At 68.3% G+C, this 15357-nt stretch carries 15 protein-coding genes and 1 pseudogene; 7 read left to right on the top strand and 9 right to left on the bottom strand.

Annotation, left to right across the window (positions count from 1 at the left end; genetic code table 11):
- Nucleotides 1–113: 113 nt before the first annotated feature.
- The 4 genes from ACIBL3_RS29130 to ACIBL3_RS29115 all read right to left on the bottom strand — a co-directional run bounded on the left by ACIBL3_RS29130 (nucleotide 114) and on the right by ACIBL3_RS29115 (nucleotide 7079).
- Nucleotides 114–440, bottom strand: coding sequence for a hypothetical protein (locus ACIBL3_RS29130; RefSeq protein ID WP_396356837.1), 327 nt, complete (start codon nucleotides 438–440; stop codon nucleotides 114–116).
- Nucleotides 441–518: 78 nt separating this feature from the next.
- A complete protein-coding gene (locus ACIBL3_RS29125) occupies nucleotides 519–1046 on the bottom strand; it encodes a PASTA domain-containing protein (protein ID WP_396356836.1) in 528 nt (175 codons plus the stop codon).
- A gap of 1072 nt (nucleotides 1047–2118) precedes the next feature.
- Nucleotides 2119–2679: a hypothetical protein gene (locus tag ACIBL3_RS29120; RefSeq protein WP_396356835.1), complete on the bottom strand. Its 561-nt coding sequence runs from the start codon at nucleotides 2677–2679 to the stop codon at nucleotides 2119–2121.
- 1274 nt (nucleotides 2680–3953) lie between these two features.
- Nucleotides 3954–7079, bottom strand: coding sequence for a BTAD domain-containing putative transcriptional regulator (locus ACIBL3_RS29115; RefSeq protein WP_396356834.1), 3126 nt, complete (start codon nucleotides 7077–7079; stop codon nucleotides 3954–3956).
- Nucleotides 7080–7253: 174 nt separating this feature from the next.
- Between ACIBL3_RS29115 and ACIBL3_RS29110 the strand changes: the two genes are divergently transcribed.
- The 6 genes and pseudogenes from ACIBL3_RS29110 (at nucleotide 7254) to ACIBL3_RS29085 (ending at nucleotide 9245) form a co-directional block, all read left to right on the top strand.
- Nucleotides 7254–7619: a hypothetical protein gene (locus tag ACIBL3_RS29110; RefSeq protein WP_396356833.1), complete on the top strand. Its 366-nt coding sequence runs from the start codon at nucleotides 7254–7256 to the stop codon at nucleotides 7617–7619.
- A 250-nt stretch (nucleotides 7620–7869) separates the two neighbouring features.
- The gene (locus tag ACIBL3_RS29105) at nucleotides 7870–8223 is read left to right on the top strand and encodes a hypothetical protein (RefSeq protein WP_396356832.1); all 354 of its coding nucleotides are present in this window, start codon (nucleotides 7870–7872) and stop codon (nucleotides 8221–8223) included.
- Between the two features lie 16 nt (nucleotides 8224–8239).
- Complete coding sequence (locus tag ACIBL3_RS29100) at nucleotides 8240–8374, top strand: hypothetical protein (protein WP_396356830.1); 135 nt, start codon at nucleotides 8240–8242, stop codon at nucleotides 8372–8374.
- A 35-nt stretch (nucleotides 8375–8409) separates the two neighbouring features.
- A complete protein-coding gene (locus tag ACIBL3_RS29095; RefSeq protein ID WP_396356829.1) occupies nucleotides 8410–8586 on the top strand; it encodes an RNA polymerase sigma factor in 177 nt (58 codons plus the stop codon).
- Nucleotides 8587–8712: 126 nt separating this feature from the next.
- Nucleotides 8713–8937, top strand: a pseudogene (locus ACIBL3_RS29090) (response regulator transcription factor); the annotation flags it as partial.
- 59 nt (nucleotides 8938–8996) lie between these two features.
- On the top strand, nucleotides 8997–9245 hold the full coding sequence (locus ACIBL3_RS29085; RefSeq protein ID WP_396356843.1) for a hypothetical protein: 249 nt from the start codon (nucleotides 8997–8999) through the stop codon (nucleotides 9243–9245).
- Nucleotides 9246–9322: 77 nt separating this feature from the next.
- On the opposite strand, the gene ACIBL3_RS29080 is transcribed toward ACIBL3_RS29085, so the two are convergent.
- Entirely contained in the window at nucleotides 9323–10240 is a 918-nt protein-coding gene (locus ACIBL3_RS29080) for a DUF4394 domain-containing protein (RefSeq protein ID WP_396356828.1), read from the bottom strand.
- Nucleotides 10241–10423: 183 nt separating this feature from the next.
- Here ACIBL3_RS29080 and ACIBL3_RS29075 point away from each other — a divergent pair, with 183 nt between their 5' ends.
- Complete coding sequence (locus ACIBL3_RS29075) at nucleotides 10424–10684, top strand: hypothetical protein (RefSeq protein ID WP_396356827.1); 261 nt, start codon at nucleotides 10424–10426, stop codon at nucleotides 10682–10684.
- Nucleotides 10685–11224: 540 nt separating this feature from the next.
- Here the strand turns inward: ACIBL3_RS29075 and ACIBL3_RS29070 are convergent.
- From ACIBL3_RS29070 to ACIBL3_RS29055, 4 genes are all read right to left on the bottom strand, one after another.
- A complete protein-coding gene (locus ACIBL3_RS29070) occupies nucleotides 11225–12955 on the bottom strand; it encodes a lytic murein transglycosylase (RefSeq protein ID WP_396356826.1) in 1731 nt (576 codons plus the stop codon).
- A gap of 82 nt (nucleotides 12956–13037) precedes the next feature.
- Nucleotides 13038–13610 (bottom strand): SecDF P1 head subdomain-containing protein, encoded by a 573-nt coding sequence (locus tag ACIBL3_RS29065; RefSeq protein WP_396356825.1) that lies wholly within the window; start codon nucleotides 13608–13610, stop codon nucleotides 13038–13040.
- 27 nt (nucleotides 13611–13637) lie between these two features.
- Complete coding sequence (locus ACIBL3_RS29060; protein WP_396356824.1) at nucleotides 13638–14540, bottom strand: GIY-YIG nuclease family protein; 903 nt, start codon at nucleotides 14538–14540, stop codon at nucleotides 13638–13640.
- A 10-nt stretch (nucleotides 14541–14550) separates the two neighbouring features.
- Nucleotides 14551–15333 carry an META domain-containing protein gene (locus tag ACIBL3_RS29055; RefSeq protein WP_396356823.1) on the bottom strand — a complete coding sequence of 261 codons (783 nt, stop codon included), beginning with the start codon at nucleotides 15331–15333 and terminating at the stop codon, nucleotides 14551–14553.
- Nucleotides 15334–15357: the final 24 nt, after the last annotated feature.

Raw genomic sequence — 15357 nt, 5'->3', positions numbered from 1 at the left:
GGTCGGCGGAGCGGCGTACGACGAGTTTGGCGTCCACGGGGATGACGGAGCCGAAGTTGTTGTAGAGGCGGTCGTAGTCGAAGACGTCGACGGAGTGGTCTTTGCCTTTGGCGTCAGTCTGCTGGGTGATCCTGCCGGTGGCCGGGCCGTAGGTGTCCTGGGTGATCACGTGCTCGGCGGGCGTCGGTGACCGTGGTCAGCCACCCGCCGGTGTCGTAGCCGTCGCTGCTGACGCCGCCGCCAGTGTCGGTGACGGCGGTCAACCGGCCTGCGGTGTAGGCGAAGGACACGCTGCGCCCGCCCAGCAGCGTCAACGACGTCAGCAGCGACGAGCCGGAGTCGTAGGCGAGTGTGACGACGCGGCCAGCAGCGTCAGTGACCGACGTGAGCAGCGTCCCGGTGTAGCCGAACGTCAGGCCCGTTCCTGCCCGGTCTTTCATCGCCGTGAGCCGGCCAGTGCTGTCAAAGCAGCTGCCGGCCGCGCCGTGCCGCGACCTGATACCCGCCAGACACCCCGGTCAACCTCGAGTGCGCCCCTGGATCACCGGTGAACCCGGATCACCGGTGAACGGGCCATCCGGGTTCTTGGTGATGCGAGCCAGTTGTCCGTCCTCGGCGCCAGGCCTCAGCATCGTGCCTGCCGATGGGGAGGCGGCGAGGACGTCACCGGGTATGTGACCTGGGGACTTCTTGGTCTGGATATTGGGTTTCAGGCCCAGTTCGGTGAGCCACTCCGCGTATTGCTCGCCGGGACGGGCGGCTGGGTTCGATTCGCTGAACTGGGTCAAGGTTCGACCGGCGTTGACCTTGTCTGGAACGATCATGATCCGCTCGAGGATGCGGTCGACCTCACCCGAGGAGGTACTACTGGACTCCGCTCGGAACGCTACGTTGAGAGACGGAATGAACACCGTGCCTGAACAGACCGTGACGCGGTTGAGCGTGTCGACGGTGCAAGTTGTCCGCTGACGCTCGGCTCGCACGCCGTCGACCTGGAAGGTCTCGTCGGCCTGGAAGTCGATTCGCGTGCGACTGGCGAGCGCCACGCCGTCGACGCCGAAGGGAAAGGGCGTCTGACAGAGGTCCCGGGGGCTGCGTCGATGATGACCGTGTCCTTCAGCGGCGTTCCACAGCCGAGTTGGTTCGTGGCTGCACGGGCACGGCGATGGCGGCGTGCCCGATGCCCACCATCGCGTCGTGGCAGGCACCGGAGGTGTCGAGGCGGCCGGCGGAGCCGGGGTTCCTTACAATCGGGCCGCCCGCGAGCAGCATCGTCCCGCCCACCGCCAGTACCGCGGCTGCAACGCCGACGGCCGAGAGTGCCGCTGCGCGACGACGACGGCGGCGCGCAGCGCCTGCGCGGATTGCTTCGAGCGGGGGTGGCCCGACGTTCGTCCACCTCCAGCTCTCGCCCGGCTCTACCAGGCCGACACTCCGCTCCCGGTTGACCAGCTCCGGGGCGTGGACGTCATCGCGCGGCCGAAGCGCCGCGAACTCTTGCAGCTACTCCACATCGTCACTTCTGCTCGTTTGGGCTTCTGACCGTGGCTTCTCCAGTTTGCGTGTTGGTGGTGTTCGGCGGATGAGCGAGCAGGTCGAGTATCGCGCCGTGGAGGCGGTCGCCGTATCAATCGGCGGAATTGAGGATGTGTGGTCGTTGGAGCAGCGCTTGGGTCAGCGGTACCAGTGGACTCTGGTGCTTACGGGTCCGGAGGGTGCGAGCTGGACGGGGTCGGAGAGGGGCTGTGGACGGCATTCGGCGACCTTTGGCGGCAAACCGATCGGCTGGGTTACAGGTTGTGCTGTGCGAGCGCGAGGGTCGAGGTGAACATGCGGGGCGGCAGGTGGGCGATCTCCGACGTCGTCGACGTCCTCAGCCGACGAACACTTCTTGGGTTTCGGCGTCATGCCTTCGTGCTGGCGTACGTACCAGCGAACAAGGGTTGGCAGCGTCGCGGAGCGGGAGGCCTACTACGAAAGGTGGTTGGCGACACCGTGGTGGAAGGCGTTCTGGCCCGCTGATCTCACTCGTTGATTTTCGCGCGACCCGCTGCGTGGTGCCGGCGACAGCCGACCACCAGGCTCCGTGATTCGCCCTACCTGCGGAGGGCTTTGGGTCTATTTCAGGTTGGGGTAGAAGGTGAGTCTGGCGCCTGTGGTGGCGCTGATGATGGCTCGGTCTCCGAGGGGCTTGGACAGGGTGATGGTCGCTGGGGTGCTGAGGCCTACGTCCACGCAGCCGCCCTGTACTGGGCTGTGGGTTCCGCCGATGACGACCAGGTCGTCGAATTCGAGGAAGTGGGCTCCAAGGTTGGGGTCACACTTTCCGTGGTGGAGGTTGAAGGTCAGGGTGGGGCCGTCGATCCGGATAAGTCTTCCGACTGTGAGGAGGCCGCGTTCCGGTTCGGCGAGGCCGGGTGGTGGGGTGGGTTCGACCAGAGGCTTCAGTCTGGCTTGGGAGACTGCGACGGCCACGATTGGCCTCGAGAGACCTTTCGCGGTGAACGTCCACGCGGGGACGGTTGCGAGACCGTTGCTCGTGGCCACCTCGGCCGTTGTCAACGAAGCTCCAGTGATCGTGAGTTGGCACTTCGATTTCGGTATGCCCAGGTTTCCGCAGTTGTCGTACCTGATTCCGATGCCTTCATCGAGAGCGGACTGGGCATCGAGGATGCTCACCGAAAGATTCGATCCATCCTCGAAGTCAATGCGGGTGATCCCACCTGACTTGAGTTGTACGCCCGGCGCGATGATGACGTGTCCAGCGCCCCACGCAGCCTTCTGCTCGATGGTGTCGAAACCAAGGTCCGGCGTCCGGGACGAGTACAGGAAGATCCCTTCCGGAGCCTTCGGGATCCCGGCCGCCCGAACGGCATGTGCGACGGCGTGCGCCCGGTCGAGAAATGCTGGCGGCGCTGGAGCTGACGGAATCTGCTTGGCATCGGCGCCACGGGGCGATGTCGATTCGGCGACGGGCGTTGGACTACTTGCACCAGCGGTTGGTGCTGCCTCGTCTCCGCACGCCGATAGTGCGAAAGCCAGAAGTACGACGGCAGGAATCAGGTAAGCAGGGGACCTTGCGCCGCGACCAATTGGCCTCATACTTGGTGGACGCGCAGGGTCAGGCGAAGTGTTGCACTGGCGGTCATAAGCCGAGGACCCGCTCCCCACCGCCGCGGCATCAATCACTAGGCCGAGGTTGCCACTGCTGTGATCCCGGCTCTTGGTCTGGTGGACTCCGCCGTCTCCCGCGCGTTGACGCAGATCGAGCCGCACGTCGGCGCGGATTTGGCCGGCGAGCTGATCCGGCATGGGTTCCTCAAGGTCACTGGCCGCTCGACGACGTGTACGTCCTGGCTGACCAGATCGCCGCCGACGACGAAACTTCGTGCGCCTCTCGGCCAGTCTCGAGGCGTTGCCGGCCGAGCACGAGAGCGGTCTCTGACGACGGAGAGCACCCGGCTCCCACACATCCGGACCTCACGATCGGTCATCGCGGCCGTGGCGGGCGGTCCCGGATCGCGTCAAGGTAGCTGGTCTTGACGCACGCTCGCGGAGGTCAGCGGTATCCCCCGGTCACCCGTCCGGCTCTGCAGGCACTCGACGGTATTCATGCGCCGGATGATCGGTCTGCGGAACTGTACAACTTCCAACTCGACGAATTCACTCGCGCGTGTGCTCACCGAATAGCTCACCGGATTGGATGGCAAACGGTGCACAAAGATGACAGACATCAACATGCCTCAGTCGGCATATGCGCAGGTGACAAGCGACTTCGAGAAAAGTCGCGAGCCGACGCATCACGTCGCCCGATAAAGCGGTGGTTAGGGGTTCGAGTCCCCTCACCGGCTCTCATGTGATCCCGGACAGACCGGACCCTTATCTGGGGTCCGGTTTTTGTTTGGTGGTCCTGGGGCAGCCCGGGGTTGGTGTCGCGGGCGGCCCCGTGGTCGTTACGTGTCCTGGTCGGCTAGTGGTGGTCGCGCTATACGCGGGTGGCGATGGTCGGCGCCGGCGGCGTGTTCGTGATCGTCGTCGTGCTCTGGTTCGTCGTCGCTCCTTGCAGGTCTGTCGGCTCGCGCTCGGGGCGACTTGGTGGTGGGAACGCCCTCGACCGCGTCGAGAAGGGCGCGGACCTTGGTTGTCTCGGGTACGTCGAGCTCGGTGTAGATGCCGAGCGCGACCCGCCAATGGTGGCGGGCCTTGTCGGCCGAGCGTCTTTGGTACGCATGCGCCAGGCCGTCGTGCGCCCGGGCCTGCTGGTACCGGGCACCGACATCACAGGCGATCACCAGCGCCTGCTGGTGGTGCATGGACGCCTCGTCCGGCCGGCCGGCCATCTGGGCGGTGTGTCCAAGGTTGTTCAGGGTCTCCGCCTCCCCGGGACGCAGACCGTGCCGGCGCCGCAGGTCGAGGGCCTGGTGCAGGTTGTCGAGCGCAAGGTCCAGCTCATGTCGCTGCCGGTAGAGGCAGCCGAGGCTGTCCAGGGTGGCGGCCAGGCAGTCACGGTTACCGGTCTGCCGATGGACCGCCGCCGCCTGCTGGAGCAGCGCGAGCGCCGCCTCGTCCCGGCCGAGCAGTCGGCAGACCTCACCGAGTCGCTGGACCGCTCGGGCCTGACCGTCCCGATTGCCCAGTCGGCGGTGCAGCACCAGTGCGTGCGCAAGATGCCCGAGCGCCTCGTCGTACTCTCCCAGCCGAGTCTGAATGCCGCCGAGTGCATGGCGGGAGCGAGCCAGGTTCAGCGAGTCGCCGAGCTGGCTGTACCGGGACAGGGCCCGCCGGCAGAGGTCGAGCGACTCGTGATACTGATCGGCGGCCAGGCTGACCAGACCGAGGCTGTACAGCACGTGCGCCTCGCCGGCTGGGTCGTCGATCCGGTCGTACAGCACGAGAGCCTGCCGAAGCAGTTCCCTGGCCGACTCGATCAGGCCCCACCGGGCATGGACGCTGGCGAGATAGCGCAGCGCGTCCGCCTGCCCATGGTCGTCGCCACACCGGCGGGCCGCCGCCTGGGCGTGCCCGTGCAGGCGCTCCGCGTCGGCGAACAGCCCCTGGCTGTCGAGGTGCCGGAACAGGATGCGGGACAGGTCGACGGCATGCGTCGGCCAGCCGTCGGTCGCCCGGGCCGCCGCCGCCAGCAGGTTCGTCCGTTCCCGGCCGAGCCATTCGGCGGCGGTCGCCGGATGGTCCAGGCCAGGAACGCTGCTTGCCTGGTAGAGCCTGGTCGGCAGCCGGCCTGCCGACGGGTGGCAGGCTGCGGTCGCGGCCTGGGCGGAGCCGGCGTAGTGGTCGAACAGCCTGGTCAGGGCGGCCCGGCGGGAGGACTCGCTCTCGTCCTCGGCGGCGGCGGCCGCGGCGTAGGCGCGGATCAGGTCGTGCAACCGGTACCGGTCCGGCCGCGGACTCTCCAGCAGATGTACGTCGACCAGTTCCTCCAGCAGCCTGCTCGTCTCCGGCAGCGGCGTGTCGGCCAACGCGGCGGCGGCATGACAGTCCAGGTCCGGACCCGGGTGCAGACCGAGCAACCGGAACACCCGTCGTTGGTCGGCGGCGAGCTTGCCGTACGACAGACCGAATGCGGCGGCCACACTGCTCCGCCCGGCCACCAGCTCACCGAGCCGGGTCCGCTGGTCGCGGAGCCGGTCGGCCAGGTGGGCCATTGTCCACGCAGGGCGGGCGCGGAACCGTGCGGCCGCAATCCGGACCGCCAACGGCAGCCTGCCGCACATATCGACGATCTGTTCGACCGGATCACCCGGGGCAGCCTCACCGGCGATCCGGTTGAACAGGCCGATGGCCTCCACCGATCCGAGAACGTCCAGCGACAGCAGCCGAGCACCGTCCAAGCCGGTGAGCCGCCGTCGGCTGGTTGCCAGCACGAGGCACCGGCCTGCGCCGGGCAGCAACGGCCGCACCTGCTCCTCGGTGACGGCGTTGTCCAGGACGATCAGAACCCTCCGCCGCGCGAGTTCGCTGCGGTACAGCGCCGACCGCTCCGGCAACGAGTGCGGGATTTGGCTGCCGGCACAGCCGAGGGCCCGGAGCATCCGGTCGAGTGCCTCCTCCGGATCGACTGGCCTGCCGCCGTCAGAGCCGCCATGCAGGTCGACGAAGAGCTGCCCGTCAGGAAACTCGCGGGCGAGCCGGTGGCCGGCCCGGACCGCCAGGACCGTCTTGCCTACTCCGGCCATGCCATCGATCACGATCACCGCGGGCAGGCCACCGTCGCGAGATCCCGTGAGCAGCGCGGTCAGCTCCGCCGCACGACCGGTGAACGTGGGCAGGTCGGCCGGCAGTTGGGCCGGCGGAGCAGCCGGCCCCACGGCGTCCGGCCGGCTATCGCCGCGCAGCAGTGACCGGTGCACCGTCCGGAGCTGTGGCCCTGGTTCGATGCCGAGCTGTGCGACCAGCATCTTGCGGGTCTGCTCGAACAGTTCGATCGCGTCGGCGGTCCGGCCAGTCCGGCCCAGTGCCTCCATCAGGAGGCCGACCAGGCGCTCCCGGAGCGGGTGTGCGGCGACCATCTCGGTCAGCTCAGCGACCAGTCTTGGTCCCTCCCCCAGCCGGAGTGCCACGTCGTACTGCTCTTCCTGGCCGGCGAGCCGCAGCTCGGTGAGCGCCGCTGCGGTCGCGGCCGTGCTGGCAGTGGGTGACGAGTCGGCGAACGGCTCGCCCCGCCACAACCGGTCGGCCTGGCGGTACGTAGCCAGGCTGTCGTCCAGCGAGCCGGTCCGTGCCGCCGACCGTGCGGCGGTGAGCAGTCGCTCGAACCGCCAGCGGTCCAGTTCCTGCTCGTCCACCCTCAGCAGGTATCCCGGCCGGCGGGTGACCAGCCGGTCGGCAGCCGACGCGGCACGCAGTGCCCGGCGTAGGCGGGAGACGTACCCATGGACCAGGTCTCGCGGCTCGGCCGGCGGCTGCTCGGGCCACAGCTCGTCCACCAGCCTGTCGACACTGACCAGGGTGTTCGGCGAGCAGAGCAGCAGCGCCAGCACCGTCCGGATGCGCGGCGGGCCGATCACCAGTTGCCGGCCCCGCTCACGGGCTTCGAGTGGACCCAGAACCAGGAACTCCATGGCACCCCCCAGGCGCTCTGGGTAGTCATCTTCGTCCATCGGCGCCCGTCCGGCCAGTGGTGGCGAGCCGGGCGACCAGCTTTCAGCCAGGTTCTGACCAGGCGACCAGGGCAGCCTGAGCGATGCCGCGCCGCACACCGCGGTGCGGATCCAGCCCTAGGGGAAGGATTTCGGATGCGATCTCGACTACTCGCCATTGCGGCAGGACTGACCCTCGCGGCAGCAACCCAGGTGGTGCTCGCCGCTCCGGCCAGTGCGGCGTGCGGCCACGACACCCACCCGGACCTGTACAGCGGCGGCGGAATCTACTTCCAGGAGAACGGCACCTACATCCGCACAGGTCCGCATGAGGGCTGTACTGCCTTGGGCATCGGCTACGCGAGCGAAGGTATCGACGTCCACTGCGTCGTGTACAGCGAACACACGAACTGGCAGGTCTGGTTCTTCGTCCGCGACCTCGACGATGGAACCGCCGGCTGGGCACGCCGCAACGACTTGCGCATCCCCAACACGGTCACCGTCCCGTTCTGTGTTCAGTGATCCTGCGATGACGCGGACCGGCGGTCACCGGGCAGCCGCCGGTCCGGATACCTACAAGCCTGTACGTCGACACTGAGCACGGCCGCGCTCACAACCCTGACCCCATCAGTCGCACCGACGCCGGGCACAGTGCAAACCACTGTGCCCGGCCCACGAAATGACAGTGATTCCCCGGACGCGGTGGACCGGTCCTGATCCTTAGCCTCCAAGCAAGTGACTCGTAACACGGGTCGGGGGGAGGATTCGACATGTGCAGGAAAGTGTCGGCCGCGCTGTCTGCGCTCGCAGTGGTGTACGGCATTGCCACTACGGACGCGCCGGCGGCGCAAACTGTGACAACCGGCAGGGTTTCCGTTGTCTACGGGAACTGGAACTGCCCGAACGGCGGCAAGGTCACCGCCATCCAGGCGTCGAACGCGGGCTGTGGAAGACGAACTGGGACAAGGGAGATGCCGTCATCACCCCAAAGGTCCACTTGGGTCAGAGCAACACCCTCAACGCGAACCTCTACTGCAGCGCCACGCGAACCCGGCGCGGCATGTACGTCTACGCCACCAACCGAACCTTCACACCCACGGCAAACAACCAGACGTTCTGGCTGTGATGGCGCGTGTTAGCGGGTGCACGAGTGGCACCGGCAGCAGCGGATTCTCCGGATCGTGCCGGCGCTGCCGCAGGGCAGTGTGTACGTCGACGACGACGTGACCGGCGTACGGGCCGAGATCGGGTCCGGTCGTGAACCGGTCGCGGGCTGATCGCGCCGTACCCGATCGTCGCCGAGAGGAACGTGATGTCACTGCCGCCGGAACCCTGCGGGTTCGAGGACTGGTACCGCCGTGAGTTCCCGGACCTGCTGCTGTTCGCGCGCCGGATCGGTGCGAGCTGGCAGGAGTCGTTCGACCTGGCGCAGGAGGCGTGCGCCAAGGCGTTCCCGCACTGGGAGACGATCGACAACCCGCGGGCCTAGCATCGACGGCTTCACGCCGGCGGAGATCGCGGAGATCCTCGACCGGCCTGCCGCGTCCGTCCGAGTTCCGGGCCACCGACCGTACTGATCGTCGAAGACGACAGCGCGCTCGCCGAGGCACTCGCGATGACCCTCCGGAGCGTCGGTTTCGAAGTCGTGGGGATCGCCGGCAGCGGCGAGGACGCGGTCCGAAGGGTTCGCGAGAACCCACCCAACGTCGTGTCGATGGACATCGGCCTGCCCGGCATGGACGGCTGCACCGCCACCGAGATCATCGCCCGGGTGCACCCGTCGTCCCGCGTCGTCATGGTGACCGCGAAGAGCGATCGTGCGGCTCTGCTTCGGGGGCTGGAGGCCGGCGCGGTCGGCTTTCTCACCAAGCCGTTCAGCATGGACGAACTGCAGGCCACTTGCACGAGGCGATTCGCGGCGGGTTCCCGATCGCCGCGGCGATCATGGCGGCGACCACCCGGCGGGACACGAGCACCAGCGTGCACCTGTTCACCCCGTTGGAGAAGACGGTACTGCGCTATCTCGCCGACGACCTGTCGATCGCCGACATCGCCGTACGGACCGGGCTGTCGACCAAGGAGATCGTCGAGGTGCAGTCGCTCATCGCCGAGAAGATCAACCTACGCAATGCCATCGACAACCGCTGAGCGTCGAGCAAGCTTTCATGCAAGCAAGTCAGCCGTTGCCAGGCTCCGGTGGGGCGGCCGGAGCCTGGGCGCATGGGTCAGCGGGCCAGCGGTACGGCGAGGTCGGTGACGCGGGTGTTGGTGGGGAAGGTGCCGAGGCGGGTTGCCTTGCCGGTGGTCAGGCCGATGTCGTACAGGCGCATGCGGCCGCCTACGTCCAGTACGGCGAAACCGCGGTTGCCGTCGCGGCGCGTGGAGATGTCGAACCCGGCCCACTGGCCGGCGTCGACGGTCAGCTTGCCTGTGGGTGCGAGCAGTCCGGCGTTCGCCGGTGACTGGATCACGACCTGGTCGAGCATCGTGTCGATGTCGAACAGCGTGGTCGCGGTGTTCGGGTCGAGGTCGTTGTTGGTGTACGCCGCCGCAGTCACCTGGGTCGCCGTGGTCGGCGGAGCAGGCGGGACGCCCGGGTAGGCGAGGGTGCCGTCGGTGGCGGTCGTGCCGGCGGCCGGCGTACCGGCGGGGTCGTCGATGTTGTGGCGCAGGTTCTGGCCGGTGTCGCTGATCACGCGCAGCCGGTTCGCGGCCGGGTTGAAGTCGACGCCGAAGTTCTGGCCGGCCAGGGCGACGGTGAGCTGCGAGACCTTGGTGGCCTGGCCGAAGTTGCGGCCGGTGTTGATCGTGTAGATGCCACCGCGGTCGCCGACGCCGTACAGCTTCCCGTCCTGTACGCGGTAGTCGATGCCGATCAGGCGCTGGTCGTCCTTCAGTCCTTGGACCTTCGCCGTACGGCGGATCTTGTCGGCGGACCCGACGCGGAACGTCACCAGCCAGCCCTTGTCGGTCAGGCCGATCGCGTCGGAGCTCTGGACGTTCCTGGTCTGAACCGGTGCGGAGTCGGTCCTGGCGCCGGCTGTTGCCTGCGTCGCGTTGCTGAGGACGAGGGCCGTCGCGGGTAACGCCATCGCGGCCAGCGTCGCGGCGATGATCCGGACGCGTCGTCGTGGTTGATGCATGCTGATTCACCCTCTCGATCACGGCGCCGATCCACCCGGCGCCTCAACCACCTCTTCGGGACTGCCAGCCGATCGGATGTGCCCGGCCGCTGTGGTGTCCGATAGCCGCCGACGTCACCCGCCGTGGATGAGGTCTGCCGTGCTGATCGCGTCGAGAATCGACAGCAACCGGGAGGAGGCAGCATGTGGTACGTGGTCATGTTCTCCGCGCTGGCGATCCTCTGCGTGGTCGTGGTCCTGATCCGCAACGCCCGCGCGCACGCCCGCGAAAACACCGCGTCACCAGGTAACACTGGCGCCGGCCACGCCGCCCCGAACCACAGCGCTCCACATCACAGCGCCTCGAACCACGCCGCCCCGAGCCATGCTGAGGAGGACCGGGCCCGCCGCGAACGCAAACGCCGCCGCGCCCAGTCGAAGGCAGACCGCCGCAAACGCCACTGATCCATCCGCTGGCGCCTGCTCAAGCGGGGTGGTGAGTCGGGGTCGGGCGCTCCCAGCCACGACCTGCGCTTGTGACCACCTCCGGAGTTCTCCCATGAAATGGTCCGTTTCCCCCGGAGTGTGGTGGGAGAAGGGAGCAACTGACGGGGGTCTCCCATGAATCGGCCCCGGGCATTCGGGCTCGGACGGTGTGAGTGGCGGCGAGGTTGGCTGCAGCCGCGAGGGGCGGGCGGTGGCCGGTGACGGCGACGGGCGTTGGGAGACGCCGACCGGGCGGCGGCCGGGCGGTGGGAGACGGCGAGGGGCGGCCGGTGACGGCGAGGGGCGTTGGGTGACGGCGACCGGGCGGGAGGCAGCCGGTGACGGCGACCCGGCGTTGGCAGACGGCGACCGGGCGGCGGGAGGCGGTGACGGGGCGGTTGGAGGCGGCGGGGTTTCCAGGGGCGCGCTAGTTGCTGTTAGCAACTTTGGTGCGGTGGGCCGCACGGTGGCACCGACGCAGACGGTCGTTGCGTCGGTGTCACTGCGGGGCTTGGGTGCTCAGCGGTCGGTTTCCGTCGATGGGCGTGGGGAACTCGGGGGCTTGCACGCGTTCTGTGGCGTGCATGGTTTTCGGTTCTTGGGGTCTTGTGGTGAGGGCGGCTTTCCGGTGTCGTCGGGGCAGGGGTTGGAGGGCCGCTCTGGTTTGGGTGTGGGGCACGCGGGGCGGGTGAGTACTTGGCCGACTACTTGGCGCATTGCCGGGGCCCAGCCGACTGCGGCCGTGGTCGGTCGCTGCGCCGGCGTTGAGTCGGCGGATGGCGCGGGGCTCGTGTCGGCGGAGCCCTTGTCAGCGGACGGCTCCGGCGTGGGCGAGCCGGCGGGCTCGGAGTCGGATGGCTCGGGCTCGGTCGCCTTCGGCGCGGATGGCTTCTGCTCAGAGGGCTTCGGCACGGACGGCTTGGGCTCCGATGGGCGCGTCGTCGTGCTCGACTCGGACGGGGTCGGCGTGGACGGGCGCGTCGTGGTCGGCTCGGACGGCTTCGGGTCGGACGGGCGCGTCGTGCTCGGGTCGGACGGCTTCGGCGCGGACGGGCGCGTCGTGTTGGGGGCGGACGGGCTCGGGGGTGTTGTCGGGTTGGGTTCTGAGGGCCGGGTCGGGTTGGGTGGCTGAGTTTGCGGCGGCTTCGGGGGTGTCGGTTGGGCGGACGGCGGCTTGGAGGGGATGGCTGTGCTGGGTTCGGGAGCGGCGGGACGCTGGGCGACTGGGCTCGTCGGCGGCGGGGCCGTTGGTCGTGGACGGATTGCGGCTTGTGGTGGTGCTGTGGGTTCGGTCGGTTGGGCCGCGGCGTCCCACGGGGCTTCGGGCTGCGGGTTGGTGGGCCAGCCTCGCGCCGGCCAGGGGTTCGCCGCCCGCTGATCGGTGGGCTCGTCTGGGAGGAGATCGCCGGTTGACGGGAGGGCGGCGATCCGGCCGGACTGGTACATGCGGGCCAGTTCCAGTACTACGCGGACGTAGGAGTCGGCGTTGTTGTAGCGGCGTACGGCCTTGGCGGCTCGGGCTGGATCGGTCAGGTTCGAGGTGCCGGTGCAGAGGTATTGGGCGGCGCCTTGAGCGGCGTCGAAGAGATTGTTGGGGTCGGCGAAGCCGTCGCGGTTGGCGTCGGCGTTCACGGAGCGCCAGGTGGATGGGATGAACTGCATCGGGCCTACCGCGCGGTCGTACGTCGTGTCGCCGTCGAGGGCGCCGTTGTCGGTGTCGCGGATGAGGGCTACGTTCGGGCGGCCGTCGAGGGGGATGCCGCGGATTCGGCGGGTTGCTGAGCCGTCGGCGCGTAGCTGGGCGCCGCCGAAGCGGCCGTGGTTGGACTCGACTCGGCCGATCGCGGCTAGCAGGGTCCATGGCACCCCGCAGTCGGGGTCGCTGACCGCTAGCCGTGCCTCGGCCTGCTTGTAGGCCCGCAGCGCAACGTCGGGGATTCCGCTCTCGCCGAGAGTCTTGATCACCGGGGCGCCGGCGAGCACCATCTGCACTGGTTTCGCGACCCGACCGGGCCCGGCAGGGACCGCCTCCAGCTGCTCGGGTTCGACGTACTCGGCCAGCACCTCGTCCTCGATGAACGGGTCGACCGTGGTGAACCGAACGGTCGCCGAAGGGTCGGACAGCGGCGCAAACGCCAGCCCTCCAAGGGTGACCACCGCGGCAACCGCACCCGCCAGCTTCCAGCGACTCTGGTCCGTCGACACCCGGCGATGCCGACCAGGGTGTCGTCGCACTACAGGCACGCGCATGATCCGATCCCTCCGCCGCTGCAGGTGCTGTCCTGCTTCCCTTGGGTGTTCGGGGCGGGCGGCGGAGCGGATCGGAGGAGGTTCAGCCGGTGATCTGGCCGGCGAGCTTCTCGGCGTCCTTCTGGCTGTAGTTGCCGGTGATCTGGAGTTTGCCGCCAGGGATGGCGGATTGGACGGCCGGTGCGGCGACGACCTGGTTGCGTACGACGATCGCGAGCTGGTTGAGCGGCATCTGCTGGGTCGCGAGGTCGCCGGTGAGCTTGGCGAAGAGCTGGGCCCCCGAGTCGTCAAGTGTCAGGTTCACCAGCCAGCCGGTGGTCTCCGGTGCCTGCGCCGCCTTCACTTCGCTCACGTGGCTGCCGTCGAGCTCGACCTTGCCGAGCACGTAGGTGTAGCCGTCCAAACCACACACGCTCGGAGACGCAGCCGGCGATGCGCTGTCGCAACCACCTGGCGATGCCTTGAGCACGCGCCGGAACTGCAAAGCATCAGCCGAAGCCGGCTTGGAGGCGATCGCCGGCGGGTCAGGCTCGTTGGCCCGCCGTACGAGGACCACCGCCCCGACCGCCAGCACGACGATCAGCACCAGCACGAGTACGCCGACCAGCACGATGGGACCACGGCTACGCTGCGGCGGGACGCCATAAGAAGCCATGACAGCAGATGCTATGTGGCCAAGATGTCACTGACTGTGAAGCAAGCGAGCGGCGAGCTCGGCGTTGCGCTGGACGAAGGGCTGCCACAGCGCCGGTGTCGCGGCGACAAGGTCCGGCGGCGCTGCAACACCACGTTGCGTCCAGGTGCACATCCGGCCGCCCCGGATCTGGAACTGCACGAGGACCCCGTCCGCCCACCCCGCCACCTCGAGGTCCAAGACCGCCAGCGAAGAGACCTTTTGCTCCGCGACGATCCAGTCGATCGCCGCGATCTCGTCCTGCAGCTTCGCCGCGAACTCGAACCGCAGCTCCCCCGCCGCGCGATCCCGCCGCCGTTCCAACTCGCCTCGCAACGCAGCCACTGCCCCAGGATCGCGGTCGAGTACGGCGATCGCCGTGCGGGCAAGGGTCTCCCGATCGGCCGAGCCGACCCCGAGCAGGTCGGCGAACTCGCGCGCGGAACCATTCGTCGCCCCCGCGTAGGCCAGCGGCAACACTCGATGGAGCGCGGAGAGCGCCAGCCGGATTTGCACTCCGCCGAGGTAGGGACCGAAGTGTCGGGCCGGTCCAGTGGCCAGATGAGCGAACCGCAAATCGGATCGCAGCGGGCCCTCGTCGTACCGGATGTAGCCGACGACTTCCTGACCGCCTTTGGTCCGGTTCCAGCGTGGTTTGGAGTGCTCGAGCAGGTTGCGCTCCAGCCAGGCAGCCTCGTGCGCGGAGTCGCACCACACCCCTTCGACCCGGTCGATCCGCTCCACCATCCGGCGCAACCGCGGCCGGTCGCCGAGGTTCGTCCAGTACGACTGCACACGTCGGCGCAGGTTGACCGCGCGGCCGACGTACAGCACCTTCCCCAAAGCATCGCGGAACCGGTAGACACCCGGCCCCACCGGAAGACTTCGCGCCGCAGTCCGTGCCGAGCTCACCCCGTCATTCTCACTTGCCGGCGACCAGATCGAGCCCGACCGTGCCGTCGGACCGCCGAAGTTGCAGCCGGTCGTGGTCGATCGTGTACGTCAGATTGCCCTTCAACCTGGCCAGTACGCCGTCCTGCAGCCGGAGAGCATCGCCCGAACACCCCTTGTCCGTGACGATCAACGACCCGAACGTCAACGTGCTCCCGGTCTGCGTGACCGTGCCGTGGAACTGGTTGCAGCCGGTCGAGCCGCTGACCCGATCGCCGACGATGGTGAGCGTCGCCGGCGGCACGCTGTGATAGTGGTCGACGACTTCCTTCGTCACCAGTCCGTCGACGTTCCAGATCGTCCCGGCGAGCGGAAGATCGGGTTCGACGACCTTCCGGTCCCGGAGCACGATCGTCGTACTCCCCCGGGTGATGGTCAGCCGGTCGCCCTCGAGCTTCCAGGTGGGGCCGCCCGCCAGCAGTTCACCCAGCCACTTCTCCTGGGCGTCCACTGCCGGACCGCAGCTCATCTCGGTCCCGCCGTACGACGCCATCGTCAATGTCCCGCCGTTCAGCGAGGCGTCACCACCCATCTGGTTGCAGCCGGCGTCGAAGCCCAGACTGCCTTCTTTCGTGAAGTCCAGCCGTAGTCGCGTTCCGGGAGCCAGTTGCTTGTCCTTGCCGTCCTCGGTGACCTGCACCGAGAGGTACGACGTACCGACCGGTAAGCCGCCGGTGTCACCGGCCGCCACCACCTCGTTACCGCAAGCGGTCAACGCCACCCCCGCAACGAACAGCCCCAGGATTTTCCTCATGTCCCGAGGATGCGATTCGGACCC

Source organism: Kribbella sp. NPDC050124 (assembly GCF_044460355.1).
Lineage (GTDB): Bacteria > Actinomycetota > Actinomycetes > Propionibacteriales > Kribbellaceae > Kribbella.
The sequence above is the reverse complement of the archived record's forward strand: the minus strand, read 5'-3'. Positions and strand labels throughout refer to the sequence as shown.

Excerpts from the sequence above, each read along its gene's own strand:
- ACIBL3_RS29130 (WP_396356837.1), bottom strand. The coding sequence starts at position 440 with ATGAAAGACCGGGCAGGAACGGGCCTGACGTTCGGCTACACCGGGACG.
- ACIBL3_RS29115 (WP_396356834.1), bottom strand. The coding sequence starts at position 7,079 with ATGGAGTTCCTGGTTCTGGGTCCACTCGAAGCCCGTGAGCGGGGCCGG.
- ACIBL3_RS29110 (WP_396356833.1), top strand. The coding sequence starts at position 7,254 with ATGCGATCTCGACTACTCGCCATTGCGGCAGGACTGACCCTCGCGGCA.
- ACIBL3_RS29095 (WP_396356829.1), top strand. The coding sequence starts at position 8,410 with ATGTCACTGCCGCCGGAACCCTGCGGGTTCGAGGACTGGTACCGCCGT.
- ACIBL3_RS29080 (WP_396356828.1), bottom strand. The coding sequence starts at position 10,240 with ATGCATCAACCACGACGACGCGTCCGGATCATCGCCGCGACGCTGGCC.
- ACIBL3_RS29075 (WP_396356827.1), top strand. The coding sequence starts at position 10,424 with ATGTGGTACGTGGTCATGTTCTCCGCGCTGGCGATCCTCTGCGTGGTC.
- ACIBL3_RS29070 (WP_396356826.1), bottom strand. The coding sequence starts at position 12,955 with ATGCGCGTGCCTGTAGTGCGACGACACCCTGGTCGGCATCGCCGGGTG.
- ACIBL3_RS29065 (WP_396356825.1), bottom strand. The coding sequence starts at position 13,610 with ATGGCTTCTTATGGCGTCCCGCCGCAGCGTAGCCGTGGTCCCATCGTG.
- ACIBL3_RS29055 (WP_396356823.1), bottom strand. The coding sequence starts at position 15,333 with ATGAGGAAAATCCTGGGGCTGTTCGTTGCGGGGGTGGCGTTGACCGCT.